The sequence below is a fragment of the Bradyrhizobium sp. 195 genome, assembly GCF_023101665.1.
Taxonomy (GTDB): Bacteria; Pseudomonadota; Alphaproteobacteria; order Rhizobiales; family Xanthobacteraceae; genus Bradyrhizobium.
On record NZ_CP082161.1, the window covers coordinates 4,584,534 to 4,607,392 of the forward strand.

Genomic DNA, 22,859 nt, shown 5'->3' on the forward strand with positions numbered 1-22,859 from the left:
GTAACGCAACAGCGCAACGCTAGGCCCTGATCGTTGCGCGCAACGTTGCGGTAACGCAGGCGCAACACCCGCAACGGAGATTGGTTACGACCGCGAACCAATCATTCCGGCGGAAACGTCTTCTGCCTGATGGCGCGATATAAAGCAGAAAAGCAAAGATAAATTCCAGCAGCGTCCATTAGCGTACAATCCTACGTACAAATCTCGTGGCGAGTGTCGGGCGATTGCCCTACGTTCTCGGTGACTGATTTGAACGGAGCGCTGCGCCGCTGATGCCCGAGTTTCGATATGCCCGTGAGGAGCTTCTGAAGGCCGCTGCCGAGCGCAAGGGCCTGACCGTCTCGGCTTACCTGCGATCGATTGCAGACGCTGCGCTGGCCTCTGAGGGCTTCCCTGTTGGCGAGCAGCAATACTGCCTCGTTCGGGGTGGCGAGCTGATCCTGACCAGCTTCAAGCCGGCCAAAGATCCAGACGGCGGCGAGTGGCTTCCGATCGAGAACGAGGACACCGAGCCTTTCGACCCGGCTAAGCACTGGCGGATGAAGCCCCTACCCCTTCGCCTCGATGCGGCGCGCGGCGTGGTGCTTCGCGTCTACCCCGTTATCGCCAAGTGTCAGGAGCACGCATGAGCGGCGTTGCATGGTGGTCCCAGACGGCGGCAGCCAATTCCAACGCGGACCCTAGCGTCGGGTGGGCGGAGGGAATGGCGCCCAGCAGCGTCAATGACAGCGCGCGGGCTGAGATGGCCTCCGTCAAGAAGTGGGCGGACGACATCGCAGGCGCGACGGTAACGGGTGGAAGTTCGACCGCCTACACCCTCTCTACTTTCCAGAGCTTTGACACCCTTGCCCGGCTCAATGGGCAGGTCATTGCGTTCACGCCGCACACAACCAGTACGGCCGGCTCTCCGAATATCACGCTCAACGTTGACTCCCTCGGAGCCAAGACGATCCAGCTAAATCCTGGCGTGGACGTTCCAGCCGGCTATTTGGTCGCAGGCTCGCCCTATGTCGTGATCTACAACGCCGCAAACGGCGTTTTCTATCTACAAAACTCATTCGCTAATCCGTACCTGATCCCGATCGGCGCCACGATCGATTTCATCGGCTCGACTTCGCCCAATTCGAGCTTTGTGCTGCCATATGGTCAGGCGATCTCGCGTTCGACTTATTCGACGCTGTTCTCGCTGATCTCGACCACTTACGGCAGCGGCGATGGTTCGAGCACGTTCAACATTCCCGATCTTCGCGGGCGGGTGGTCGCCGGCAAGGATGACATGGGGGGCAGCGCCGCGAGCCGGTTGTCTGGCAGCTTTATCACGGGACCCACAACGCTCGGCGGAACGGGCGGTTCCGAGTCCCGCCAGCTCGCAACGTCTAACTTGCCTCCCTATACCCCGGCTGGCTCGATCGGCGGCTCCATCTCTTCGAACCCGTACAGTATCCAGATCGGGAACGGCACGTCTCATGGCTCGCTGGCTACCGGGGCTGACTCCAGCTACCCCAAAACGAACGAGGCTGCCCTATCATTTTCGATGTCAGGCGCGACGTTCACAGGCACAGCGCAAGGCGGCACGAGCGCTGCGTTCGGCATTCTTCAGCCGACCATGGTTCTGAACAAGCTTCTGAGGATCATCTGATCCGATGACCTGGACCGCGAAACTCAAGGCGCACAGCGCCAGCAAACAGCCAAAGCCGCGCAAGCCGCGGGCTGCCCGCTACACGACACTTGCTCAGACACGACGGCCGAACGAAGAGACCGGGGACCCCGGCGAGGTGATGGCTGTCAATTATCGCTTCGATGGCAGCACGGTAACGCTGACAGACGCGAAGGGCTCGCCGATTGACGGTGAGAAAGCCAGTTACGTTTTGCAACCAGGCCAGACCGCGGAGCGCATTGCGACCCGTCTCGCCTTGGTAGGGAGGGAGCGCACGAGCTACACCGCTCCGGATGCAGCATGGGTTGTTTAGATTTTCAGAGCTTGGCGTGGGATCTCCGTCCCAGGTCGAGGTCCATGACTAAGCGGCGAGAGCTTTCCTTGTGTCTCTCGCCGCCTTTTTGGACCGTTTGAAGGATTGGTAAATGCAGGCCGACGCCCGCGCAGATGCGCCCGTCAGTGAATCTACCGAGTTGACCGTCGCCACCGCGGCGGAAGTCTTGTCGTCTGAACTCCATGACGATGCTGTCCCGGTTGAACGCCGCACGCCAGCCGTTGAGGAGGAGGAAGCGAACCCGCCTACCCTGAACGATGATACTAAGATCACGCTCAAGGACGGCGCCGAGCTTTCATTGCGAGAATTGAAGCGCGGCTACATTAGCCGCAAGACGTTTACCGCGAAAACCCAGGCCCTCGCTGAAGAGCGAGCTCGCTTTGAGGAGGTTCGCGCTCAAATCGAACGCCACGCAGGCCTGGTCGCAGAATTGCGCCAAACGCTAGACGTGGTCGCCGCTATCCTACTGCCTCAGCAACCCGATCCGAGCCTGATCGATGCTGACCCTCAGCTCTGGAAGGACCAACAGGCGGATTACGAGTTCAAGATGGGCATCATTGCGCATGCCCAGCAAACCGCTCGGAACGAAATCGAGGCTGCGAAGGCAGCACGCGACGCCGAAGGGCGCGATCTCGTGCATCGGCAGTTGTTGGCGAGGCAACAGCAGCAAGAAAAGCTGCTCGAGCACATGCCGGAACTGGCGAACACGAAGGAAGCCCGGCGATTTCAGGAAGACGCAATCGACACCATGGCTGAATACGGCTGCTCGGTTGAGGAGCTCAACACCATGCTCAACGATTGGCGAAATTTCCGGATCGTGCGCGATCTGACCCGCTACCTGAAGGCCAAGAAATCGGTCTCTCAGGTCAAGGACAAGGTTGCAGGCGCCCCCGTGTTGACGAGCAACAGACGCATGGACAGGGCCGCAAGGTCCGACCGCGTCGCGCGAACGAAATTCGAGCATTTCCAGAACACCGGGCGACTGGATGACGCAGCAGCGATCCTCGCCCAACGCATGAAAGACTGACAATGACTGTCGTTTCCGGAACGTTGCAGACCTACGATCGTGTAGGTAACCGCGAAGACCTGGAGGATGTTGTCTACAACATCTCGCCGAAGGACACCCCGTTTGTGTCTCTGATCGGCTCTGTCCCGGTCTCCGCAACTCGTCATGACTGGCAGACGGACGCGCTTCGCGCGCCGGCTGCGAACGCCCAGGTCGAAGGCGACGACTATGCCTTCCAGACCAAGAGCCCGACCGTTCGCGTTCAGAACTTCACCCAGATCGCGAGCGATACCCTGATCGTTTCCAACTCTCAGGAAAAGGCAGACAAGGCCGGCCGAAAGTCTGAGCTTGGCTATCAGCTCGCCAAGATGGGCGCGGAGATCAAGAAGGACGTTGAGCTTTCGCTGGTGTCCAATACGGCATCTTCTGCCGGCAGCACGACGACCGGCCGCGTCTCGGCAGGCTTCCCGGCCTGGATCTCGTCCGCGACGTCCACGAACGGCTTGCGTGGCGCAACCGGCACCTCTGGCGGTTTCAGTTCTGGTACCGGACTGGTGGCCGCTGCCACCAACGGCACCCAGCGCGCCTTCACCAAGACCATGCTCGATACCGCCATTTCCACTTGCTACAACGCCGGCGGCAATCCGACCACGGTGATGGTCTCGCCGTACAACAAGCGCGTTTTCTCGACCTTCATGTCGGACAGCAACGTTGCGCAGCAGCGCTCCGCTGCGAACGGCAAGAAGACCGCCATTGTTGCGGCGGCGGATATGTACCTGTCGGACTTCGGCGAGCTGGCCGTGGTGCCGAACCGGGTAATGCTCAACGCCTCCGCCTCTCGCAACGTGATGGTCATTGACCCGGACTATGTCGCGCGCGGCGTTTTCCGTGCGATGCAGACGGAGAAGCTTGCAAAGACCGGCGACGCCGAAAAGCGGGCTGTCGTGACTGAGTTCTGCTTGGTCATGAAGAACGAGCTCGCTTCCACCGTCATTGCCGACACCTACGGCCTGACCGCCGGCACCTAAGGAAAACGAACATGCCTGTTACTCACTTTCCGATCTCGGTTGCTGATGCGGCGACCTACACTGTGGACCCGGACAATTCCGGCCTGGTTCACTACATGCCGGATCTCACGGCGACCTGCACGATTACTCTGCCGACGCCTCAGACGGGGCTTTGGTTCGAGTTCGCCTATATCGGCGCAGCCGCTGATGCCCAGAACTGGATCATCAGCACCGGCTCGAACACGAATTACTACAAGGGCGGCGTGATCCACATGGACGCCGACGCAGGCGCCGGCACTGACGAGCTTGTGCCTGTCCGAAGCAACGGCAGTTCCAATGCCAAGTTAACCGTTGTGACGCCTGACGTCGGAACGCGCGTGAGGATCGAGTGCGCCGATGGCACGCACTGGAACGTCGTCGGGCATGTTGTCAGCACGACCGTCCCGACCATGGCGGATCTGCCTTAACACGGCTGGGGCGGCCCTACGGGGCCGCTCCTCCTCTACGGAGCAAGCACGAATGGAAGATTGGAAGATCCTCTCGCGCGATGAAGACGGCACCGTGACCTATTTCATGGACATCGGCAACGCGTGGGTGGTCAAGACGGAGACCCCCGTAGATGATCTGCTCGCGGCGAACAGCGAAGATTTCAACAACTCCCTTGGACAGCGTTTCGGCGACGGCAAGGTGGTGTCCCGCCTGCCTCTCAATTTGTTCTTTGACAAGCTGGCCGAGCCGATGAAGCAGCGCGATCGGAAATACATCAAGCGGTTTCTAAACGACTCCAGCCACGCCGCATTCCGTACCTTCAAGGGAAACATCTAGATGACGAACGCTCTAACCCTGACGGAGGCGGCAGAACGCCTCGCTCCCGTCTTTGCTGAAGAGACCGGAACGTCTACGGCCCTGGTATCCAGCCCCAAGGGCAAGTGGTTGTCGCTCGATGACGCCGCGGCGATGCTGTCCGATCGGGTAATCGGCAAGGTGCCTGCGGAGCGCAAGTCAAAGAAAGCCGAGATCACTGTCACTGAAGCCGCAAAGCAGATCGAGACGCCCTTCGCTGATCTGTCCGAGCTGCGGCGGGCTCGAGCTGCCGCTACCCGCAAGCAGCTGGAGCATCACGCGACGCTTACGGATTTCATTGATCGGGCCTTGCCGCTGTTCGACGGCATGGATGACATGGCGGTTCTTTCTAATCCGGACTTCCAGGCCGTGTACGGCTATGCGATTGGCCTCAGGCAGCCTTATGAAGCCGCCTGCAAGGAGGAGGATGAGGCGTGGAAAGCGGAGTGTGCGGCTGAAGTCGAAGCCTTCGAGGCGCTTCGGCCAGATTGGTCAGCAGAAGATACCGAGCGGGTTGTCTCCATGCTGGAAGGTCTTGGCAGCACCAGGGCAGAGCTTCAGCAACTGTGGCTGACACCGACGCCTCTCAAGCTGTCGAGCCCAGTCTGTCAGCAAATCGCAGAGCTCGCGGCCGGCACGAAGGGGCAAGCCGCCATTTCCCATGCACTGGCCGGCGTCGGCTTCAGCGAGGCCGAGATCGGAGCGGCCGTATCGGGGGCAGCGCCGGTGCTTCTGCGCGATCACCGTATCCAGGAACTAGTTGCGAGGGCTTCCGATGCTCACACGCCGGCAGAAGATCGCGAAGCTGCTTGAGAGCCCCAACGAGGGCGAGCGACTTGCAGCGCAAGCGGCCCTGGAGCGGACAGAGGCGGCGCCCCCTGCCCCCGGCTCGCCCGAATGGTGCGCAGCCATGATCGAGCACAAGAACATCGTCTCGGAATGCGCGGTGCGCATCGACACGCCGGGACTGACTGCGGATGAGGTCGCCACGATCCGGCGCTGGGCTCGCTTCATCGGCAAGCCTTGGGAAGACGGCGCGGAAGAGCTGCGGCGCATCCATCAGCGGCTAAACAGAGAGGATCAGGAACAATGTCTGCTGACATCCATGACGAAGGCGTAATCGCGTTGATGCTCGAGCGTCGCTTGGTTGAGGTCGCCTCTGCAGGCCTGGACAGCCAGACCAGCGCTGAGGTGGCCCAGTTGGTCGCGGATGCTCCCAAGCTAACCTTGGCGGGCTTGATCGCTTGTGGCCGCGCCCTGCATGCTGCAGCGGCGGTCTGCTTCGCTCGCGGCGACGTTGACGCAGAACTGCTGCACGACATGGCTCAACGGCTGATCGGGATGGCCTTTGACCAGGTGGCTCTGGCTGAGGAGCCGGTGCCGGCCGGAGCTGTGAGGCATTGACTGTTGGTGTGCAGGCACTGGCCTAGTCGGCATCGCCTTCCAAAACACTTATGGAATAGTCGAAAGTAACCATTCGGCCATTGAGCCATCCCCAATTCTCTGGCTTTGGCTCGAATGGATCTGGCTCAGTGTCCAACGCTGCATGTCGCCACCTCCGGCCCATCTCTAAATACTCTGGAAGGGGCATTATCTCTTTGAGAGGATCGACGGCTCTCTGAATAAGCAGCAAACCACAAGGGGAAACCCAAAGCGCCGGACAGAGCATCTCTCGACGAATATCGTTCGCCTCGTGGTAGAGTTTCGCCTCATACAAATTGCATGCGCGTCCGCGGTGGTTCTTCGCGAACTTGAAGGCATAGCGGCGAGTAACCACCACCGGGGCTCGCGTCGAGCCATACCAGGAAATTCTCATCAGTTCAGGAAACGGCAGCGGAGATAATCGGCCTAAGGTGGGACATAAATTCATAGCCCCGCTTGTCAAAGACACCGACACGGCCACAGCGAAAAAACTCCCTAAGCTGATCCACAAGGATCGAGTGATTTTCCTTATCGATGCCAGCCGCAGTCACCATGGTCGTACGATTGCCAATGTCCACAGCGCTCTTCAGCAGTGTCATGTTCTGTTGATGAAAGCCGAACCCAATCGCTATGATGACCTCTGCTGTATGCATTGCGTTCGAAATTTCCTGCATTTTTTCTGGCTCGTGCGCCTGTTCGGTGTAAGTCATCAATCCGGCGCTGACAGCAGCCAGGTTCGAATTATCGATGTTGTCTAGCCCGAACTCAATCAACGGTAGATCGCGCGCCTGATGTGCTTGCCACGGGAGTCTGCCGAGCGATCCATAGGGGCGAACAACCTTGAGCCTCTCCGTGAGCGTTTCAGCTCTGCCCTTAGTTAGCCTTCCAACATGCTGTAGAGCGTGCACCAGATACTGCTCTAGCACGCGATCGTAGTTGAAGTTGATGACGGTCACGTTTGAAAAGAGTTCGTCCGCCTCCTGCCTTCGCGCAAAACTCAGTGCTACGGACAGAAATTCAGAGAGCCAGGTATTACCCCACCGAGATGGATTGACCCTTCCGTTATGATCAAAACCAACCTTAGATGCCGCCTCATGTCGGAGAAGCGAATACGCGATCGCATGCTTCCCAACAAACACGGCGTTCGGATCATCTGAAAGGTAATGCAGAGCTTCGTCAATGGATAAGAAGCTTGGCAGCGCGGCTGCGACATGGCTGCCGGCAGCCATTAGCTCCGGCCAGTTCTTATTCTGACGCCTGAGAACCTCTTTGAAGCGTATCGGCTCCTCGCCCTGCCCGGGCGCCAGAAGCGCTGCAATCTCAGATTTTAGCTTTTCCCCGGTCGGCATTCCGAACTCTGCGCTAGAACCTGCGCCGAGAATGAAAACTGTCTTCTTGTTAAACATCACCGCCCCCTAGCCCTATTCCAAGCGCAACCGAAGCGCGAGAGCAAGCCGTTATTAGCGGTGGATTGACACCCTGAAGTCTTTGACTGGCCCCGACTCAGGCGCGCCCTTCCGCAGCGCAATTCTGCGCTTTGTGGAGGCGAGCATGGGAGTGACGCTGCACAGGATCACCGACAAGACGGCCGCCCGCTTGATGGAGGGCTTGCGGGTCGGAAAGACGCCACGAGTGTTCTCGATAACGCCCGCGCGGCTGGAGGCCTACCTTCAGGCTAACCCCGAATACGCAGCCGAGGCTCGACCACTACTCGTGGCGAATGCGAAGGCCGCTCTCGATCGAAAGGGCAGCGTTCATCGATTGACGACGCACTGCCGCTCCGGCCTTCATCCAATGACCGGCAACAATGTCGATATTGACGGCACGCACGGGCGGCGCCGCTGCCGGGCATGTCGCCTGCTGAGTGCGGCGAAGGCGTCACCAATGGATGCGGATATCGCGGCGCGAGTGAAGGCCGCTATCGAGCGTGGCGCAAATCTTACTCAGATCACAAAAGGGCGACGCATTGCCGGCAGCGGCAGGTTTGATACGAGCACGTACATCACGTCATTCAAAATCATTAAGCGACACCGTATCGAGCATCCGGAGTTCGACCGCTTCATCATTGAGAATACTCGCGATCCGCTGGCGAGAAGTCAGTTGATGCGCTTTCGAATCGTGCCGGCGAATGCTGCATTCTTCAGTTTGAGGGAGGCTCACCCAGAGATCCCGCCATTTGAGATGAGAGCCGGTGACTACGAGTGGATATTGTCGCTCATAGACCGTCGTTTGCCGCGGGACATGAGAATGGACCTTGCTCAGGATGTGATCGAGTCACTCCTACGGCGGGCGATCAGCAGAGAGCAGGTGCGCCGCCGGATCATGGATTTTGTGTCACAGCATAACCGGACTGTGGGCAACCCCTTGCGGGAAGAGGGCCTGGACGCTGCTACGACGTCGGACGGGCGGCAAACATGGGTTGACGTCATATCGTTCAATCAATGGGAAGCTGGCTCATAGCCAGACGCGCCGAAGCGCCCCCGAAAGGGGTGGATTTTTAACCAAATCAGTGGTGGACTGCCCGTGGGTGTGGAAACCCGGACCGAAATAGGGAGACCCTTGGCGGGGTCTAACCCGAATGCGCGTAGGAGACCTTGGCGGGTATCCTCAGGCGCTTAGGAGCGCTTGGCGGCGCGCCTCAACCTGGCCTTTATGCCGGGGGCGGTGCGTCATGTCCAGAGGGGAAACCCTTAAAAGCGCTGCCGACCAGTCTTTCGGCTGGTTTCCACCCCCCGGCTGCCGGTCTGTTACCGGCGACGGCTGTGGAAAGCCAAACCGAAAGACCAACCATCATGGAAAACGTCAGAGAACTGCCAGCGGACTCCACCCGTGCGATTTTGTCCGGCCTCGGTATCCAACAGCGGGAGCGCGCAAGGGCTCTCAGCGACCTTGCCAGACTCAGGAAAGAGGCATCCGCCGAGATTGAGCGGCTGATCGCCTTCCTGGATGCGTCCGACCCCTATGTCATGACCGAGCTCGAGGACGACATTTCAGCCGACCTGGAGGACGACAGCCCAGCCGAGGACGACGACCCGGCAGAGAATGATCTCGACGACGAGCCGTCCCTCGGAAGCCTCGACCACTACCACAGCCAAGAGCGATGGGCCGCGGGTGGCCGGCGAGACCTCGAGCTAGACCACGCCGAGAGCGGTGTTGGGGACCACGACGGCCTGCTGGAGCAAATCGGGTATCGCGACTGGACCAACACGGTGATGGCATGAAGGAAAATTCTTGGCATCGCCGCCACGCCATCCAGCTTGCCAGCCAACTCCCGGATGGGAATGAGGACGCCATAATTATTCTGCGCCTGATGGAGCGGCTTGTTACCGACTTCCTGGAGGCTCCCGAGCCAACGCAGAAGCCGGCACCAGTAGTGGTGCTGATCGGGGGCAACGAGTGCGCCTGATCCAATCGGCTGTCCCCAAAAGATGCGCCGCCGGGCTCGAAATACAGTGTCCCGGCGGCGGTGTGTTTCGTCCAGCCCCGAGATGGGAAAGCAAAAATCCCGGATACAGATAGGACGCACAGAACCTACGAAGGTTCAGTTTGATCGGACTGCAAATTCAACGGCCCGCCGGTTCACGCTGGCGGGCCTTGCTCTCCGTTGCCGGAACGTTCCTATACTCGGGGACGGCTCTTGGCATAGATCAAGGAATTCAGTCACATAGAACAGGTTGCGAACGCGAACATATTCATAATCGGAACGCCTCAATTTGCGAGGAACCCGCTCCGAGTATTTGCAGTTAAATCGCCGGTTCATTCGTCATGGAGAAGGGCCATGGGAACGCGCCGCAGGGTCCGCCAGACATCGCCGCTAGAATTGCGACTAGCAGAAGAAGCGAAAAACCTACGCGAGCAAGCGAAGAAGCTCCCGCATGGAGCGCAGCGGGAAGCCTTGCTGCGTAGGGCCCGACAAAACGAGGTCGGCGCTCACATGACCGAATGGCTTACGTCGCCCGGGTTGCAGCCGCCGGATTAAAGCGTAAGATTCAGGTGATTTGCGAAACCAAAGGGGGGCAGCGTGACGGCGCCAGACCTCGTTTTCATAATCACCATCGTTGGATTGGGCGCTCTTTCAACAGCCCTCGCATATATGCTGGTGCTGGGCTTATAGATGCGCCCGTATAGACGGGTGAGGCCGCCTTAGCTAGCGCCTCGCTTCGCGCCCATGATCGCAAGCTTTGGATTCCCCCGCTCGAAGTCAGGCCGAACATCGGCACCGCGGCTTCCGCATCCCTGACAGACGAACTTTGGCTCGATATCGGATAGCCGCACCTCATCCGGCCAGCGATCGGCGTCCAGGGCAATGTGCCGACCGCAGTGGCAGTACACCAGCACACCACGAAGGCCCATGCTGCGCATCTCGCCGAACGTGATCTTGAGCGGCCGGCCGTCTGCGTGCGTTGGTGTGTGGCGTTTCGGGCGAGGCATACCGACATCGAAACGCGCCGCTCGCGAGAGTCAAATTATCGATTCCTAGTGGCTTGGAACGAGCGCGAGCTACTGTGCGTCGTGGGTGTTGAGCAGTATCCGCCCTTCCCTTTCGATTGCCTGCTGATACGTCTCGGCCATTTCGAGAAGAGCCGCGCCGGTTGCCGCGTCGGCGTCCTCGGCCATCTCACGACAGGTCGCGGCCATTTGACTCAGCTGAGCCATATGACGCCGACGCAGCCGATTTTGCATTGTACGTTGGATTGTGCGTTGAAGGCGATAAAGGCAGCTAAGTATCTGATTTTGCTGATCTTTTGGCGGAAGGGGTGGGATTCGAACCCACGGTACCCTTGCGGGCACGCCGGTTTTCAAGACCGGTGCCTTAAACCACTCGGCCACCCTTCCAAGCCTGGAATGGCTGTCGCTTAACGCAGTCGACGGCACAAGGCAACGCCAAGTTGGCACCCTCGCCTCCGGCCCATCCGCCCGCCCTCTGTCAGGCGAGCGTCAGCCTGTTCCTCTAGCTTGGCGGCAGGTTCGGCGCCGCCGCGCGCCGACGTCTCGGCAATCCCGACACTGGCGACACCTCCCAGGGCGTCGCCGGTTGCGAGGCCCGGCAGGATTGGTCTCCATAGCCGGGCCTCGTTTTGCGGCACGCAAAAGAAAACGGCGCCCCGTGAGGAGCGCCGCTCGAAGCCTGCCGCGTCCTTGGCGTCAGTAGCCGCAGGATGCGCAGCCCATCTGCACCGGGGCGTAATAGGAATAGCCGGGAGAGACCATCTCGACGCGCTGGCGGGTGGCGTATTGCGGTGGGATGCGCTGGTACTGGACGCTGGGCGGCGCGACCATCACGGTCTGCGGCACCATCACGGTGCGATACTGCGCCGGCGTGCGGTGCGCGACGACGGAGCCCGGCGAGACCATCACGGTTTCGTCGACGGTGCGGTATTGCGGCTGCACGTATTGCTGCTGATAGCAGGTCGTGCACGGCGGCGGCGTGTAGCAATTGTAGCAGCCGGCGGAGGCTGCGCCCGTCATGGAAATCGCGGCGACGGCGGTGGAGAAAACAACGGCGAGAGTACGAGACATTGCGTGTGGTGCCCCAGTTGCCCGAAATGGATTTGCGAAGGTCGGCGCATTATACGCCGCAAAACCTTGCTCTGCCGAACTTCGTCGGGGCATCCTTAATGCGAACGGCCAATCGCGGCGACCCGGTAAGGACTCATTGACCACGCGCATTAACGCGCGCGATCCGAAGTCCGCATGACAAGCGAGAGCGTGATCGCTGCCCGGGCGCGGTCCTCGTTCGAGCGCAATTGCGGAGCGTTCATCCGCCTTCGATGGTCGCGTCTCAACGCCTCGCTGCTCTTTCCAAGAACTCCAGCAGAGAGGGATCGCTCTCCTCGAGTTCGACATAGCGGCGGCGCAGCTCGTCGGCGATTTCGGCCGTGGCATCCCGCGACCATCCCTCCGCGGTATTGAAGGCCACGATACGCGTGGGATGGAGATATTGCCCTTCAGCGAGATGTCTGAGCAGGGTCGCGCGATTGGCGTCCTCCTCGGCCGTCTCACACCAGGCGCGGCCCAGCTGCCGGCCGAAATCATCGAGCACGAGATAGACGTCCCGGTCTGTCGTAATTTGCGGCACGAGTGATGGAGAATGACTCATGGCTCACTCCGATACTGGCAATCCGGACCGTTTCGGACGGATCTCGACACGGCGACCGCTTTGGCCGGATTCGGAAAAACGGATTTTCGGTTATTTTTCCTAGGATGGCATGATTAAATCTAAAATAAAACGGAATTAATAAAAATTAAATAGCAAGATGTGGACAAATGCACTAAGTTGAAGGTGCCTGGCGGGCGAGCCCGCGCGTCGGGTGCCCACTTCGCAAACGGCTCCCGCCTCCACCCCAATAGCCCACGCCCCGGAAGGCGGGGGCCGTTCTTTGCGAACCTCCGTCCCGGCTCCAGATTCCTCCTGCAACGGCGCATCTGCGCAGCTCGCGTGGAGAGCGCGATGCGCTCCGGAGCAATCGATCCAGCCTTGTGGCGCCGCCGATCAGGCGCCTATCTCAAGCGCCGCTTCACCTCGCGCACCGCGCCGCGCGCGGCGCTGGTGGTGAGCGCGGCGTAGGCCTGCAGCGCGGTCGAGACGTTGCGCTTGCGCGCAGCCGGCTGCCAGGCGGCGTCGCCCTTCGCCTCTTCCGCGGCGCGGCGCTTGGCTAGCTCCTCGTCGGAGACCTCCAGGCTGATGCTGCGGTTCGGGATGTCGATCGCGATGCGATCGCCGGTGCGGACCAGACCGATGTTGCCGCCTTCGGCCGCTTCCGGCGACAGATGGCCGATCGACAGGCCCGAGGAGCCCCCGGAGAAACGTCCGTCGGTGACGAGCGCGCAAGCTTTGCCGAGGCCCATCGATTTCAAATAGCTCGTCGGATATAGCATCTCCTGCATGCCGGGGCCGCCGCGCGGGCCTTCGTAGATGATGACCACGATCTCGCCGGCGACCACCTTGCCGCCCAGAATGCCCTCAACGGCGGCGTCCTGGCTTTCGAACACGCGCGCGGGGCCTTCGAATTTCAGGATCGAGGCATCGACGCCCGCGGTCTTCACGATGCAGCCGTCCTGCGCGAGGTTGCCGTAGAGCACGGCAAGCCCGCCGTCCTTGCTGAAGGCGTGCTCGAGGTTGCGCACGACGCCCTTCTCGCGGTCGGCGTCGAGCTCGTCGTAGCGACGCTCCTGGCTGAAGGCGACCTGGGTCGGGATGCCGCCGGGCGAGGCGCGGAAGAAAGTGCGGACCGTCTCGCTCTTGGTCCGCTTGATGTCCCAGCGCTCCAGCGCCTCGTTCATGGTCGGCGCGTGCACGGTCGAGACCGAGGTGTCGATTAGGCCGGCGCGGTCGAGCTCGCCCAGAATGCCCATGATGCCGCCGGCGCGATGCACGTCCTCGACGTGAACGTCGGCTACCGACGGCGCGACCTTGCACAGCACGGGCACGCGGCGCGACAGCCGGTCGATGTCCTTCATGGTGAACTCGACCTGCCCTTCATGGGCGGCGGCGAGCAGATGCAGCACGGTGTTGGTCGAGCCGCCCATGGCGATGTCGAGCGTCATCGCGTTCTCGAACGCCTTGAAATTCGCGACGTTGCGCGGCAGCACGGATGCGTCGTCCTGCTCGTAATAGCGGCGGACGAGATCGACGATGGTGTGACCGGCCTCGACGAACAGGCGCTTGCGGTCGGCATGGGTCGCGACGACGGTGCCGTTGCCGGGCAGCGCGAGGCCAAGCGCCTCGGTCAGGCAGTTCATGGAGTTGGCGGTGAACATGCCCGAGCATGAGCCGCAGGTCGGGCACGCCGAGCGCTCGATCACCTTGACGTCCTCGTCGCTGACTTTGGAATCGGCCGCGGCCACCATGGCGTCGATGAGGTCGACCGCCTTGGTCTTGCCCTGCAGCTTGACCTTGCCGGCCTCCATCGGGCCGCCCGAGACGAACACGGCGGGGATGTTGAGCCTGAGCGCTGCCATCAGCATGCCGGGCGTGATCTTGTCGCAGTTGGAGATGCAGACGAGGCCGTCGGCGCAGTGCGCGTTGGCCATGTATTCGACGCTGTCGGCGATCAACTCGCGCGACGGCAGGCTGTAGAGCATGCCGTCATGGCCCATGGCGATGCCGTCATCCACTGCAATCGTGTTGAATTCCTTGGCGACGCCGCCGGCCTGCTCGATCTCGCGGGCGACGAGCTGGCCGAGGTCCTTGAGGTGGACGTGGCCGGGCACGAACTGGGTGAAGGAGTTGACGACGGCGATGATCGGCTTGCCGAAATCGCCGTCCTTCATGCCCGTCGCGCGCCAGAGGCCGCGGGCACCCGCCATGTTGCGGCCGTGGGTGGTGGTGCGGGAGCGATAGGCTGGCATGGCGGTTTCCGTCCTCGGTTTGACCGGCCGGGCGGGAAAATATGGAGCCGCCTCAGGCCTTTGTCGCCGGATAGCGCACGCCGGGAACGCGCGCAACGGGAACTTGGGCCGGACAGGGCTCCCCTGCTCCCGGCGCGGGCTCTCTCCCGTGCCCCGGCCGAAGTGCAGCGTCTCTTCGACGCTGCGCTGCAGAGCCGGGGCCCATGCGGCAGCGGGTGCTGTGGCCTCCTGGGTCCCGGCTCGCGCTTCGCGCGTCCGGGACATGAGAGCGCCCTACTGCAGCGTCGGATCCAGCCGGTCGCGCAGCCAGTCGCCGATCACGGACACCGCCAGTGTGGTCACGACGATGGTCATGGCCGGGGCCAGCATGATCCAGGGCGCCCGGGTGAGGTATTCGCGGCCATAGCCGACCATGTTGCCGAGGCTGGTCATCGGCGGCTGCACGCCGAGGCCGAGGAAGGACAGGCCCGATTCCATCAGGATCACCTCGGGGAATACCAGCGTGGTTGAGACGATCAGGGTCGAGGCGATGTTGGGCAGGATGTGCCGGAGGTAGATCCGCGGCGGCGTCGCGCCTAACTGGCTGACCGCGGCGGCGTAGCCTTGCGCGTTGGCCGAGATGGCAAGACCCCGCGCGATGCGGGCGTAGCGCTCCCAGCCGAACAGCCCCATCAGGCCGATCAAGAGCGGCAGCGAATTGCCGAAGAAGGCGAGCACAGCGAGGGCCATGATCAGGAAGGGCATGCTGGCCTGAAAGTCGGTCAGCATCAGCACGAGCTGCTCGACGGCGCCGCGGAAATGGGCGGCGAGGAAGCCGAGCGTGGTGCCGACCACGGCCGAGATCGCGGTTGCGCCGAACGCGATCAGCAGCGAGATGCGGATCGAGACGAGCAGCCGCGACAGCACGTCCCGGCCGAGCTCGTCCGTCCCGAGCCAATGCGCGGCATTGCCGGGCGCGGCGAGCCGGTTGCGCAGATCGAGCTGGGTGAAGCCGTAAGGCGCGATCGTCTCGGCAAGGGCCGCAATCATCAGCATCGCGACGATCCAGGTGATCGCGAGCCCGACCGAGAGCGGGATCGCGGGGAGGCTGATGCGGCGGCGCGCGGTATCCTTCAGCGTCGCGTCGGTCATGCGTGGGCTCCTTTCGCGCGCAGCCGCGGGTCGAGGAAGCCGTAGAGGAAATCGACGATCAAATTGGACGTCACCATGGTCATGGCGACGAGCAGCAGGATGCATTGCACGACGGCGAGGTCGCGGTTGGCGACGGCGACGACGAGCAGGCGCCCTACTCCGGGCCAGGAAAATACGCTCTCGACCACGACCGCGCCTGCGATCAGCGTGCCCACCATGAAGCCGAGAATGGTCACGGTCGGGATCGCCGCGTTCGGCAGCGCATGGGACGTCACCACCTTGCGCCACGGCACGCCCTTGGCCGAAGCGGTGCGGATATAGGGCTGGCCCAGCACCTCGAGCATCGCGCTGCGGGTGAAGCGCGCCAGTACGGCCGCGCCGCCGAGGCTCAGCGTCGCAATGGGAAGGATCGCGTGGCGCCAGCTGTCCTGCCCGCCCGAGGGCAGCCAGCCGAGCTGCACGGCGAACACCAGCACGAGCAACAGCGCCAGCACGAAGCTCGGCACGGTGAAGCCGGCAACCGCCGTCATCATCACGGCGCGGTCGATTCCCGAGCCCCGGTGCAGCGCGGCGTAGATGCCGGCGGGAACGCCGAGCGCCACCTTGAACGCAAAGGCCGGCAAGGTCAGCGCCAGCGTCGCCGGGATCCGCTCCAGCACCAGCTCGATCGCCGGGCGGCCATCGCGCATGGAGCGACCGAGTTCGCCCTTGGCGATGGCACCGAAATAATCGAGATACTGAAACCAGATGGGATCATCGAGGCCCCAGGCCTTGCGGAACGCCGCGAGCACCTCCGGCGGCGCTTCCGGTCCCAGGATCATCAGCGCGGGATCGCCGGAGAGCCGCAGCACGACGAAGGCGAAAGTGACGACGAGCACGATCGTGAGCGCCGCGCGTCCAATGCGGATGGCGAAATAGCGCCCCATCAGGCGGCGTCCCGCGTCTCGGCGCCGGTGACGAGGTGACAGGCGACCTGCCTGTTGCCGCCGACAGCAGAGAGAGCCGGCACCTCGCTCGCGCAGCGCGCAACCGCGCGCGGGCAGCGCGGATGGAAGGCGCAGCCTTGGGGACGCGCCGCCGGGTTCGGCGGATCGCCCGCGAGCACGATGCGGCCCGCACTGCGGCGGCCCGGCGCGGGCGAGGCCGAGACCAGCGCCTGCGTATACGGATGCTCCGGCCGCGCGAACAGATCGTCGGCGCTGCCGATCTCGACGATGCGGCCGAGATACATCACGGCGACGACATTGCTGATCTGCCTGACGACGCGCAGATCGTGGCTGATGAACAGCAGCGTCAGCGACAATTGCGCCTGGAGATCGCAGAGCAGGTTCACGACCTGCGCCTGGATCGAGACGTCGAGCGCGCTGACCGGCTCGTCGCAAACCAGGAAATCGGGTTTCGTAGCGAGCGCGCGTGCCAGCACGATGCGCTGACGCTGGCCGCCGGAGAGCGCGCCGGGATAGCGCGCGCCATGCGCCGGTGTCAGCTCGACGGCGCGCAGGAGTTCGCGGACGCGCTCCTCGCGCATCGTGGGCGTGCCGACGCCGTGAATGTCGAGGGGCTCGCGGATTTGCTCCGCGACCGGCAAACGCCGGTCGAGTGCGCCAAGCGGGTCCTGAAAGATCATCTGCATGCGAGCCCGCTGCGCGCGCCATGCCGGCGTGCCCGGCGCAGCCATCGGCTCGCCCTCGAACCTCACCTCGCCGCAATCGGGCGGCTCGAGGCCGAGCACGATACGCCCCGTCGTCGACTTGCCCGAGCCGGACTCGCCGACGAGACCCAACGTCTCGCCTTTGGCAATGGTGAGCGACACACCATCGACGGCATGGACGGCCGTGCTCCGGCCGAACATTCCGGAGCGCATGGAATAGCTGCGTGAGATCGCGGACACCTCGACGAGCGGCCCGCTCATTCGGCGGCGATCCCGAGCAGCGCGCGGCGCGAGGCCTCGGCGCGGATGCAGGCAACGCTGCGGTCGTTTGCGATCGGCGCCAGGGTCGGCGCGGCAAGGCCGCACGGCTCGGACGCCAGGGTGCAACGTGGCGCGAAGGCGCAGCCATCTGGCATGTGCGCGGGATCTGGCACGGTGCCGGGAATGGCCGTGAGCCGGCGGCGCGGGCCATCGAGCGGCGGCAGGGCGCCGATCAGACCTTGTGCATAGGGATGCACGGGATCGGCGAAAAGCTGATTGCTGGGGGCTTCCTCGACGATGCGGCCGGCATATATCACGGCGACGCGGTCGCAGTTCTCGGCGACGACGCCGAGATCGTGGCTGATCAGCACCATCGCCATGCCGAGCTCGCGGCGGACCGTCGAGAGCAGCTCCAGGATCTGCGCCTGGATGGTGGCATCGAGCGCCGTGGTCGGCTCGTCCGCAATCAAGACATCAGGGTTTCCAGCAAGCGCCATCGCGATCATGATGCGCTGAACCTGGCCGCCGGAGAATTCGTGCGGATAGGCCTCTAACCGCCGGCCTGCGTCGGGAATGCCGACGAGATCGAGCAGCCGTCGCGCTTCCGCCTTCACTGCATTGCCTTGGAGATCCCGATGCAGCGCCAGCGCTTCGCAGAGCTGCTTGCGGATGGTCAGCACCGGATTGAGCGCGCTCGCCGGATCCTGGAAGATCATGGCGATGCGCCCGCCCCTGACATGGTCGAGCTCGGCGGCCGGCGCGCCGAGGATCTCGTGCCCCTCGAGCCGCACTGAGCCAGAGATTTGCGCATGGCGCGGCAGCAGCCCGAGCGCGGCAAGCCACGTCACCGACTTGCCCGATCCGGACTCGCCGACGAGGCCAAGGGCCTCGCCCTTGCCAAGAGCGAGATCGACGCGGCGCAGGACCGGCACGCCGCCAAAGGCGACGCACAAGTCCCGGATGCTGACCAGCGGTGTCACCGCTTACGCCTCGAAATTGCCGGCGCGGAAATCCATCGCGAAGGCGGGCGATGCCTTCCACTTGATCGATTTCGGCTTGGCCGTGAAGGTCGCGTTCTGGTGCAGCACCGTGTAGGCGGGGTCTTCGCGTTCGGCGATCTCCAGCATGCGGCGGAACGCCTTCTTGCGCGCAGGCCGGTCGGTCGAGGTCTCCAGGAACTCCGAGAGCTTGTTCAGCTCGACATTGGTCCACTCGCCGATCTGCTGCTGCTGGCCGTTCGGCCCGTGCTGGGCGACCAGCGAGGATACGGGATCGTTGAAGGCGGCCGAGTTCGACCAGTCGCGCACCGCGCGGGTCGGCGCCCGCTCCATGATCTGCGACCAGTTCTCCTTGGTCTCGATCTGCACGTTGAGGCCGACCGACTTCCACATTTCGACCAGCACCTGCGCGGTCGCGACCTGGTTGGTGTAGTAATTGTTGAGCAGGCGATAGGGGATCGGATCGCCCTTGTAATTGGCCTGCTTGAGCAGATCCTGCGCGAGCTTGGGATCGTACGCCGGCACGCTCCAATCGGCGTTGAACATGTCGCCGTAGAATTCCCACTGAAGCCCCTTCGGCACGCGGGTGCGGCCGGCCCACAGGCTGTCGACGATGGCCTGGCGGTCGATCGCATGGGTGAAAGCGCGCCTGACAAGCGGATTCTCGAGCACGGCGTGGTTCTTGTCGAACACGGTCAGGCGGTGATTAAGGATGGTGCCGCCCTGTACTTCGAACGCGGCATTCTTCTCGATGCCGGCGATCTGGTCCGGCGGGATGTCGCAGGCGAACTGGTATTCGCCCGACAGCAGCCCGTTGATGCGGCTCGCGACCTCGGGCACTTCGAGGAAGCGGATGCGCTTGAGCGGCGGGCGGCCGCCCCAATATTCGTCATGGGCTTCCAGCGTCAGCGACACGTCGGGCTTGAGCTCGACAACCCTGTAGGGACCGGTGGTGACAGGCTTGCGCGCCCAGTCGAGATAGCTTGCGGATTCTTCCCAGGCGCGGCGGTTCATGATGTCGGAGCCGTAGCGCATCAAGCGGCCCTCGATCGTGACGTCGGGCGTCGCGTTGTAGAAGCGCACGGTATATTTATCGACGGCATCGACGCGGACGAGGTCGGGCCAGATGCGGCGGGCGACGGCGGGCACATCAGGCGGCAATTCCTTGCCCGGACGCGGCGTCGGGATCTTCTCGAAGGCCTGGATCGTGGAGCGGCTCTTGGCCTCGGTCTCACCGAACATGCGTTCGCGGCTGAAGGTGAAGACGACGTCTTCGGCCGTGAGCTCGTCGCCATTGTGGAACTTGACGCCCTGGCGCAGCTTCAGCTCGACGGTCTGGTCGTCGATGCGGCGCCATTCGGTGGCAAGGCCCGGCACGGCCTCGAGGTTGCCGCGCCAGTTCTTGGAAATCAGGCCTTCCCAGATCGAGGAGAAGAACACGCGCTCGCCGACATTGGACTGCTCGCGCAACACGTCGAGCACATTGGCGTTCGTCACCTTCTGCACGGCGATCGTCACCGACGGACGATTGTCGCCCTGCGCGATGGCAAAGCGCGGCAGGAGCAATGTGCCTGCGGCCGCGCCGCCGGATTTCAGGATGGTTCGACGGGTAAATTTGCTCATGGCGGTAACCCCTGCCCTGGATGATGCGGTTATTCGGCGAGACCGAGCGCGGCGAGATGGGCTGCGCCGGCGCGGACATCGTCGTGATTGCGAAGCTCGAGGATCAGCCGCGGGTTGGAATTCAGCCGTCCCAGCGCTCGGAACACGGCAATCCAGGGGATGTTGCCTTCGCCGGGCGCCCAGTGCCGGTCGGCAAAGCCGTCGGTGTCCTGCAGATGCACATGGGTCAGCATGTCGCCGGCGGTCTCGACATAATAGTCGACCGGCGGCGCGTCGGTGGAGATGTGGGCGTAGTTGGCGTGTCCGGTGTCGAGCGAGACGCGGACCTTGCTGCTTTCGAGCGCCTTGGCGAGGCGCACCCGGTCGCGCGGATCCTTGTCCTCGATGTTCTCGATGACGACCTCGCAGCCGATGGTTTCCGCGCGCGCGATCACCTCGGCAAGCGTCGCCTTGACGCGTTCGACGAGATTGCCGCGATTGTCAGGATAGAGATCGAGATTGTTGTGGTCCCAGGTCGTGAACGGCGAGTGGATCACCATCTGCGTCGCGCCGAGGAACTCGGCGGCATCCAGGCCCTGAAGCAGGCGCTTGGTCACCGCCTGGCGGATCATGGGATCGTGGCTGTCGATCTTGAAACCCCAGAACGGACCGTGGATGCCGAGCCGGCCGGTATGGCCTGAGAGCATCTGCTTGATCTCGCCAGCCGTGCTGCGCCAATCGCTATCGAGCAGATCCGCGCGGAAGAAATCCTGGATTTCGAGATCACGCTGCCTTTCGAGAAGCCAGTCGCGATGCGCGGGGATCGATTTGATGGACAATGCGGCACCCAGCACCGGCTTCGACATGGCTTGCTCCTTCTGTCAGCGACGACGAGGAGCAGCGCTAGACCAGTTCAATGACAGGCCGGTGAAATCGAGGTCCCGCGGCGCCCGGAGATGTGGACATCCTGCCGGCCGCGCGCTCCAGATTCAGGAAACAGCGATCGCAGCGCCGATGCCGAACGAACACTAGCAAGCGGTATTCGTGTCCGTAGTGATCCGGAATGGAAGCCTATCGCGATGTCGCGTACATCGCGGGACATCGATCGGCGGCCAATTCCACGGGCATCACCCTCTGATCGCGCTACATGGGGTTGGGGGACCACATGGGGCGGGGGATTGTAGGCTGGGGCAAGGTGACGAGGTCCGGACTCCTAGGCACTCCGGACCTCGAAACTTTTTAGACTGAACGCAGCAACGCGCCGTCCGGTGGGGCATATCCGGGCGGCGCGTTGTCGTTTCAGCGTGTTCTTCGGTTAGCGTGTCTGCGGCTCGAGTGTGACCGTGCAGTCGCCCTGCCCTTGCGTTGCGACCACGATATTGCCCGCGGGAGCGCCGAGGACGATCGGCGCGGACGAGCCGCCGCCGGGCATCTGGACAATCACGCTCACGGAATCGGTGCGCGCGGTCGATCCCACAGTCGAGGGCTCTGCCTGGGCCACATTGCCCGAGGCGTCACGCCGCATGATCTGGCAGTTCACATTGCTCCCACCGGCTGCCGCCATGCTCGTCGACGACGCGCCGCCGCCCATTTGTGCGCGGGCCCGCGACGGATCGCGGGGCACCTGGCTGACGATGCGATGCGAGCGCGGCTCCACAATGACGACCTCGTCATCCGTCGCGAAGTACTCGTAGTCCCGATATTCCGGCTCAATCGAGACGATCTCGGGCGGAAGACGATGGAGACGCACCCGCGAGGGAATCGTCTCGCCGACCCGGATCGAGATGTTCAGATTGCGCTCCGGCTGCGCCAGGCGTGCGCGGCTGACCGTTTCAGAGATCCGCACCTGCTTCTCGGATGTCACCTGGGTCTGCTGATTGACCTGCGTGTTGGTCTGCGTGGTCTGATTGGCCTGATTGGTCTGCGTGCCCGAAGTGCCAGGCGCGGTCTGCGCATTGTTGGTCGGAGCCGTCCGGCCCGTATCCGTCGCGGTGGCCGGCCTGTTGTTCTGCTGCGCCGGCTGTTGCTCGGCCGCATTGCGTGGCGGCTGGGCCTGGTTGCGCTCGTTCTGGTTGGCAGTTGCCCCAGTGCGCTCGTTCTGCTGGCCAGCCGGGCCGGTCTTGGACTTCTCGGACTCGGCCGTTGATTTCTGCGGCGCTGACTTGTCCTGCTTCGTCTCAGCGCTGCTCTTGCTGTCGCGTCCCGGTTTCGCGCTCTCGGCTTCACGGTTGCGATCGCGCGCAGGCTCGCGCGATTCTTGTGCCTGATCCCTAGCCTTCGGCTGGTTGCGCTCGGCAGCATTGGCAGGCTGGCGCTTGCCGTCATTCGCCTCCTGCTTGGCCGCGCCGCCCTTCTCTTCTCGGCCGGCACCCTGCAGTCGCTCCTGGGCCCCCTGCGCGCGCTCTTGAACACGTTCTTGGGCGCCGCCGCGCTGCGGCGCGGCGCCTTTCGCCGGCTCCTCGGTCCGTCTCGGCTCGTCTCTGCGCTCACCGGGTGCCTGGGCGTAGGCGAAGCCGGAGGCGAGCATCAGTCCGATAGCTGCAGTCGATAACATCAAGTGCTTGCGCATGGTCCCTCTCCTCGACAATTCGCAAC

At 63.0% G+C, this 22,859-nt stretch carries 26 protein-coding genes and 1 tRNA gene; 13 read left to right on the forward strand and 14 right to left on the reverse strand.

Annotated elements, in window-relative coordinates; translation table 11 throughout:
* Positions 1 to 272 precede the first annotated feature (272 nt).
* The 10 genes from IVB26_RS21185 to IVB26_RS21230 all read left to right on the forward strand — a co-directional run bounded on the left by IVB26_RS21185 (position 273) and on the right by IVB26_RS21230 (position 6,251).
* Complete coding sequence (locus tag IVB26_RS21185; RefSeq protein WP_247967260.1) at positions 273 to 629, forward strand: hypothetical protein; 357 nt, start codon at positions 273 to 275, stop codon at positions 627 to 629.
* Positions 626 to 1,639, forward strand: a complete 1,014-nt coding sequence (locus IVB26_RS21190; RefSeq protein WP_247967261.1) for a tail fiber protein — start codon at positions 626 to 628, stop codon at positions 1,637 to 1,639. Before IVB26_RS21185 ends, IVB26_RS21190 begins: the two co-directional genes overlap by 4 nt.
* Before the next feature lie 4 nt (positions 1,640 to 1,643).
* Positions 1,644 to 1,970 (forward strand): hypothetical protein, encoded by a 327-nt coding sequence (locus IVB26_RS21195; RefSeq protein WP_247967262.1) that lies wholly within the window; start codon positions 1,644 to 1,646, stop codon positions 1,968 to 1,970.
* Between the two features lie 112 nt (positions 1,971 to 2,082).
* Positions 2,083 to 3,018: a hypothetical protein gene (locus tag IVB26_RS21200; RefSeq protein WP_247967263.1), complete on the forward strand. Its 936-nt coding sequence runs from the start codon at positions 2,083 to 2,085 to the stop codon at positions 3,016 to 3,018.
* 2 nt (positions 3,019 to 3,020) lie between these two features.
* On the forward strand, positions 3,021 to 4,025 hold the full coding sequence (locus tag IVB26_RS21205) for a DUF5309 domain-containing protein (RefSeq protein ID WP_247967264.1): 1,005 nt from the start codon (positions 3,021 to 3,023) through the stop codon (positions 4,023 to 4,025).
* Positions 4,026 to 4,036: 11 nt separating this feature from the next.
* On the forward strand, positions 4,037 to 4,471 hold the full coding sequence (locus IVB26_RS21210; protein WP_247967265.1) for a hypothetical protein: 435 nt from the start codon (positions 4,037 to 4,039) through the stop codon (positions 4,469 to 4,471).
* Between the two features lie 52 nt (positions 4,472 to 4,523).
* Entirely contained in the window at positions 4,524 to 4,829 is a 306-nt protein-coding gene (locus IVB26_RS21215) for a hypothetical protein (RefSeq protein ID WP_247967266.1), read from the forward strand.
* Positions 4,830 to 5,660, forward strand: coding sequence for a hypothetical protein (locus IVB26_RS21220; protein WP_247967267.1), 831 nt, complete (start codon positions 4,830 to 4,832; stop codon positions 5,658 to 5,660). It begins immediately after the preceding gene.
* 97 nt (positions 5,661 to 5,757) lie between these two features.
* A complete protein-coding gene (locus tag IVB26_RS21225) occupies positions 5,758 to 5,967 on the forward strand; it encodes a hypothetical protein (protein ID WP_247967268.1) in 210 nt (69 codons plus the stop codon).
* Complete coding sequence (locus IVB26_RS21230; RefSeq protein ID WP_247967269.1) at positions 5,937 to 6,251, forward strand: hypothetical protein; 315 nt, start codon at positions 5,937 to 5,939, stop codon at positions 6,249 to 6,251. Before IVB26_RS21225 ends, IVB26_RS21230 begins: the two co-directional genes overlap by 31 nt.
* A gap of 416 nt (positions 6,252 to 6,667) precedes the next feature.
* On the opposite strand, the gene IVB26_RS21235 is transcribed toward IVB26_RS21230, so the two are convergent.
* Positions 6,668 to 7,675 carry a hypothetical protein gene (locus IVB26_RS21235; protein WP_247967270.1) on the reverse strand — a complete coding sequence of 336 codons (1,008 nt, stop codon included), beginning with the start codon at positions 7,673 to 7,675 and terminating at the stop codon, positions 6,668 to 6,670.
* A 145-nt stretch (positions 7,676 to 7,820) separates the two neighbouring features.
* On the opposite strand from IVB26_RS21235, the gene IVB26_RS21240 reads away from it, so the two are divergent.
* From IVB26_RS21240 to IVB26_RS21250, 3 genes are all read left to right on the forward strand, one after another.
* Positions 7,821 to 8,729, forward strand: coding sequence for a hypothetical protein (locus tag IVB26_RS21240; protein ID WP_247967271.1), 909 nt, complete (start codon positions 7,821 to 7,823; stop codon positions 8,727 to 8,729).
* A gap of 332 nt (positions 8,730 to 9,061) precedes the next feature.
* Positions 9,062 to 9,490, forward strand: coding sequence for a hypothetical protein (locus IVB26_RS21245; protein WP_247967272.1), 429 nt, complete (start codon positions 9,062 to 9,064; stop codon positions 9,488 to 9,490).
* The gene (locus IVB26_RS21250) at positions 9,487 to 9,675 is read left to right on the forward strand and encodes a hypothetical protein (RefSeq protein WP_247967273.1); all 189 of its coding nucleotides are present in this window, start codon (positions 9,487 to 9,489) and stop codon (positions 9,673 to 9,675) included. Before IVB26_RS21245 ends, IVB26_RS21250 begins: the two co-directional genes overlap by 4 nt.
* A gap of 737 nt (positions 9,676 to 10,412) precedes the next feature.
* Here the strand turns inward: IVB26_RS21250 and IVB26_RS21260 are convergent.
* The 13 genes from IVB26_RS21260 to IVB26_RS21320 form a co-directional block, all read right to left on the reverse strand.
* Complete coding sequence (locus tag IVB26_RS21260; RefSeq protein ID WP_247967275.1) at positions 10,413 to 10,700, reverse strand: hypothetical protein; 288 nt, start codon at positions 10,698 to 10,700, stop codon at positions 10,413 to 10,415.
* Positions 10,701 to 10,769: 69 nt separating this feature from the next.
* Complete coding sequence (locus tag IVB26_RS21265) at positions 10,770 to 10,907, reverse strand: hypothetical protein (RefSeq protein ID WP_247967276.1); 138 nt, start codon at positions 10,905 to 10,907, stop codon at positions 10,770 to 10,772.
* Between the two features lie 108 nt (positions 10,908 to 11,015).
* Positions 11,016 to 11,105: transfer RNA gene (locus IVB26_RS21270), tRNA-Ser, on the reverse strand.
* A 309-nt stretch (positions 11,106 to 11,414) separates the two neighbouring features.
* Positions 11,415 to 11,738 carry a hypothetical protein gene (locus tag IVB26_RS21275; RefSeq protein ID WP_247973234.1) on the reverse strand — a complete coding sequence of 108 codons (324 nt, stop codon included), beginning with the start codon at positions 11,736 to 11,738 and terminating at the stop codon, positions 11,415 to 11,417.
* Positions 11,739 to 12,051: 313 nt separating this feature from the next.
* On the reverse strand, positions 12,052 to 12,369 hold the full coding sequence (locus IVB26_RS21280; RefSeq protein ID WP_246928940.1) for a hypothetical protein: 318 nt from the start codon (positions 12,367 to 12,369) through the stop codon (positions 12,052 to 12,054).
* A gap of 401 nt (positions 12,370 to 12,770) precedes the next feature.
* Positions 12,771 to 14,621, reverse strand: coding sequence for a dihydroxy-acid dehydratase (ilvD, locus tag IVB26_RS21285; protein WP_247967277.1), 1,851 nt, complete (start codon positions 14,619 to 14,621; stop codon positions 12,771 to 12,773).
* A 273-nt stretch (positions 14,622 to 14,894) separates the two neighbouring features.
* Positions 14,895 to 15,752 carry an ABC transporter permease gene (locus tag IVB26_RS21290; protein ID WP_247967278.1) on the reverse strand — a complete coding sequence of 286 codons (858 nt, stop codon included), beginning with the start codon at positions 15,750 to 15,752 and terminating at the stop codon, positions 14,895 to 14,897.
* Entirely contained in the window at positions 15,749 to 16,678 is a 930-nt protein-coding gene (locus tag IVB26_RS21295; RefSeq protein WP_247967279.1) for an ABC transporter permease, read from the reverse strand. The genes IVB26_RS21290 and IVB26_RS21295 overlap by 4 nt, the downstream gene beginning before the upstream one ends.
* Complete coding sequence (locus tag IVB26_RS21300) at positions 16,678 to 17,664, reverse strand: ABC transporter ATP-binding protein (protein WP_247967280.1); 987 nt, start codon at positions 17,662 to 17,664, stop codon at positions 16,678 to 16,680. Before IVB26_RS21300 ends, IVB26_RS21295 begins: the two co-directional genes overlap by 1 nt.
* On the reverse strand, positions 17,661 to 18,644 hold the full coding sequence (locus IVB26_RS21305) for an ABC transporter ATP-binding protein (RefSeq protein WP_247967281.1): 984 nt from the start codon (positions 18,642 to 18,644) through the stop codon (positions 17,661 to 17,663). The genes IVB26_RS21300 and IVB26_RS21305 overlap by 4 nt, the downstream gene beginning before the upstream one ends.
* Before the next feature lie 3 nt (positions 18,645 to 18,647).
* Complete coding sequence (locus IVB26_RS21310) at positions 18,648 to 20,285, reverse strand: ABC transporter substrate-binding protein (RefSeq protein ID WP_247967282.1); 1,638 nt, start codon at positions 20,283 to 20,285, stop codon at positions 18,648 to 18,650.
* A 29-nt stretch (positions 20,286 to 20,314) separates the two neighbouring features.
* Positions 20,315 to 21,130: a sugar phosphate isomerase/epimerase family protein gene (locus tag IVB26_RS21315; protein ID WP_247967283.1), complete on the reverse strand. Its 816-nt coding sequence runs from the start codon at positions 21,128 to 21,130 to the stop codon at positions 20,315 to 20,317.
* A gap of 449 nt (positions 21,131 to 21,579) precedes the next feature.
* Positions 21,580 to 22,833 carry a DUF1236 domain-containing protein gene (locus tag IVB26_RS21320; RefSeq protein WP_247967284.1) on the reverse strand — a complete coding sequence of 418 codons (1,254 nt, stop codon included), beginning with the start codon at positions 22,831 to 22,833 and terminating at the stop codon, positions 21,580 to 21,582.
* Positions 22,834 to 22,859: the final 26 nt, after the last annotated feature.

Bases quoted from the DNA above. Each gene is read 5' to 3' on its own strand.
- IVB26_RS21240 (WP_247967271.1), top strand. From the start codon at position 7,821: ATGGGAGTGACGCTGCACAGGATCACCGACAAGACGGCCGCCCGCTTG.
- IVB26_RS21275 (WP_247973234.1), bottom strand. From the start codon at position 11,738: ATGACGGGCGCAGCCTCCGCCGGCTGCTACAATTGCTACACGCCGCCG.
- IVB26_RS21230 (WP_247967269.1), top strand. From the start codon at position 5,937: ATGTCTGCTGACATCCATGACGAAGGCGTAATCGCGTTGATGCTCGAG.
- IVB26_RS21265 (WP_247967276.1), bottom strand. From the start codon at position 10,907: ATGGCCGCGACCTGTCGTGAGATGGCCGAGGACGCCGACGCGGCAACC.
- IVB26_RS21200 (WP_247967263.1), top strand. From the start codon at position 2,083: ATGCAGGCCGACGCCCGCGCAGATGCGCCCGTCAGTGAATCTACCGAG.
- IVB26_RS21250 (WP_247967273.1), top strand. From the start codon at position 9,487: ATGAAGGAAAATTCTTGGCATCGCCGCCACGCCATCCAGCTTGCCAGC.
- IVB26_RS21195 (WP_247967262.1), top strand. From the start codon at position 1,644: ATGACCTGGACCGCGAAACTCAAGGCGCACAGCGCCAGCAAACAGCCA.
- IVB26_RS21310 (WP_247967282.1), bottom strand. From the start codon at position 20,285: ATGAGCAAATTTACCCGTCGAACCATCCTGAAATCCGGCGGCGCGGCC.
- IVB26_RS21205 (WP_247967264.1), top strand. From the start codon at position 3,021: ATGACTGTCGTTTCCGGAACGTTGCAGACCTACGATCGTGTAGGTAAC.
- IVB26_RS21225 (WP_247967268.1), top strand. From the start codon at position 5,758: ATGATCGAGCACAAGAACATCGTCTCGGAATGCGCGGTGCGCATCGAC.
- IVB26_RS21190 (WP_247967261.1), top strand. From the start codon at position 626: ATGAGCGGCGTTGCATGGTGGTCCCAGACGGCGGCAGCCAATTCCAAC.
- IVB26_RS21280 (WP_246928940.1), bottom strand. From the start codon at position 12,369: ATGAGTCATTCTCCATCACTCGTGCCGCAAATTACGACAGACCGGGAC.
- IVB26_RS21290 (WP_247967278.1), bottom strand. From the start codon at position 15,752: ATGACCGACGCGACGCTGAAGGATACCGCGCGCCGCCGCATCAGCCTC.
- IVB26_RS21185 (WP_247967260.1), top strand. From the start codon at position 273: ATGCCCGAGTTTCGATATGCCCGTGAGGAGCTTCTGAAGGCCGCTGCC.
- IVB26_RS21300 (WP_247967280.1), bottom strand. From the start codon at position 17,664: ATGAGCGGGCCGCTCGTCGAGGTGTCCGCGATCTCACGCAGCTATTCC.
- ilvD (WP_247967277.1), bottom strand. From the start codon at position 14,621: ATGCCAGCCTATCGCTCCCGCACCACCACCCACGGCCGCAACATGGCG.
- IVB26_RS21210 (WP_247967265.1), top strand. From the start codon at position 4,037: ATGCCTGTTACTCACTTTCCGATCTCGGTTGCTGATGCGGCGACCTAC.
- IVB26_RS21295 (WP_247967279.1), bottom strand. From the start codon at position 16,678: ATGGGGCGCTATTTCGCCATCCGCATTGGACGCGCGGCGCTCACGATC.
- IVB26_RS21245 (WP_247967272.1), top strand. From the start codon at position 9,062: ATGGAAAACGTCAGAGAACTGCCAGCGGACTCCACCCGTGCGATTTTG.
- IVB26_RS21315 (WP_247967283.1), bottom strand. From the start codon at position 21,130: ATGTCGAAGCCGGTGCTGGGTGCCGCATTGTCCATCAAATCGATCCCC.
- IVB26_RS21235 (WP_247967270.1), bottom strand. From the start codon at position 7,675: ATGTTTAACAAGAAGACAGTTTTCATTCTCGGCGCAGGTTCTAGCGCA.
- IVB26_RS21215 (WP_247967266.1), top strand. From the start codon at position 4,524: ATGGAAGATTGGAAGATCCTCTCGCGCGATGAAGACGGCACCGTGACC.
- IVB26_RS21260 (WP_247967275.1), bottom strand. From the start codon at position 10,700: ATGCCTCGCCCGAAACGCCACACACCAACGCACGCAGACGGCCGGCCG.
- IVB26_RS21320 (WP_247967284.1), bottom strand. From the start codon at position 22,833: ATGCGCAAGCACTTGATGTTATCGACTGCAGCTATCGGACTGATGCTC.
- IVB26_RS21220 (WP_247967267.1), top strand. From the start codon at position 4,830: ATGACGAACGCTCTAACCCTGACGGAGGCGGCAGAACGCCTCGCTCCC.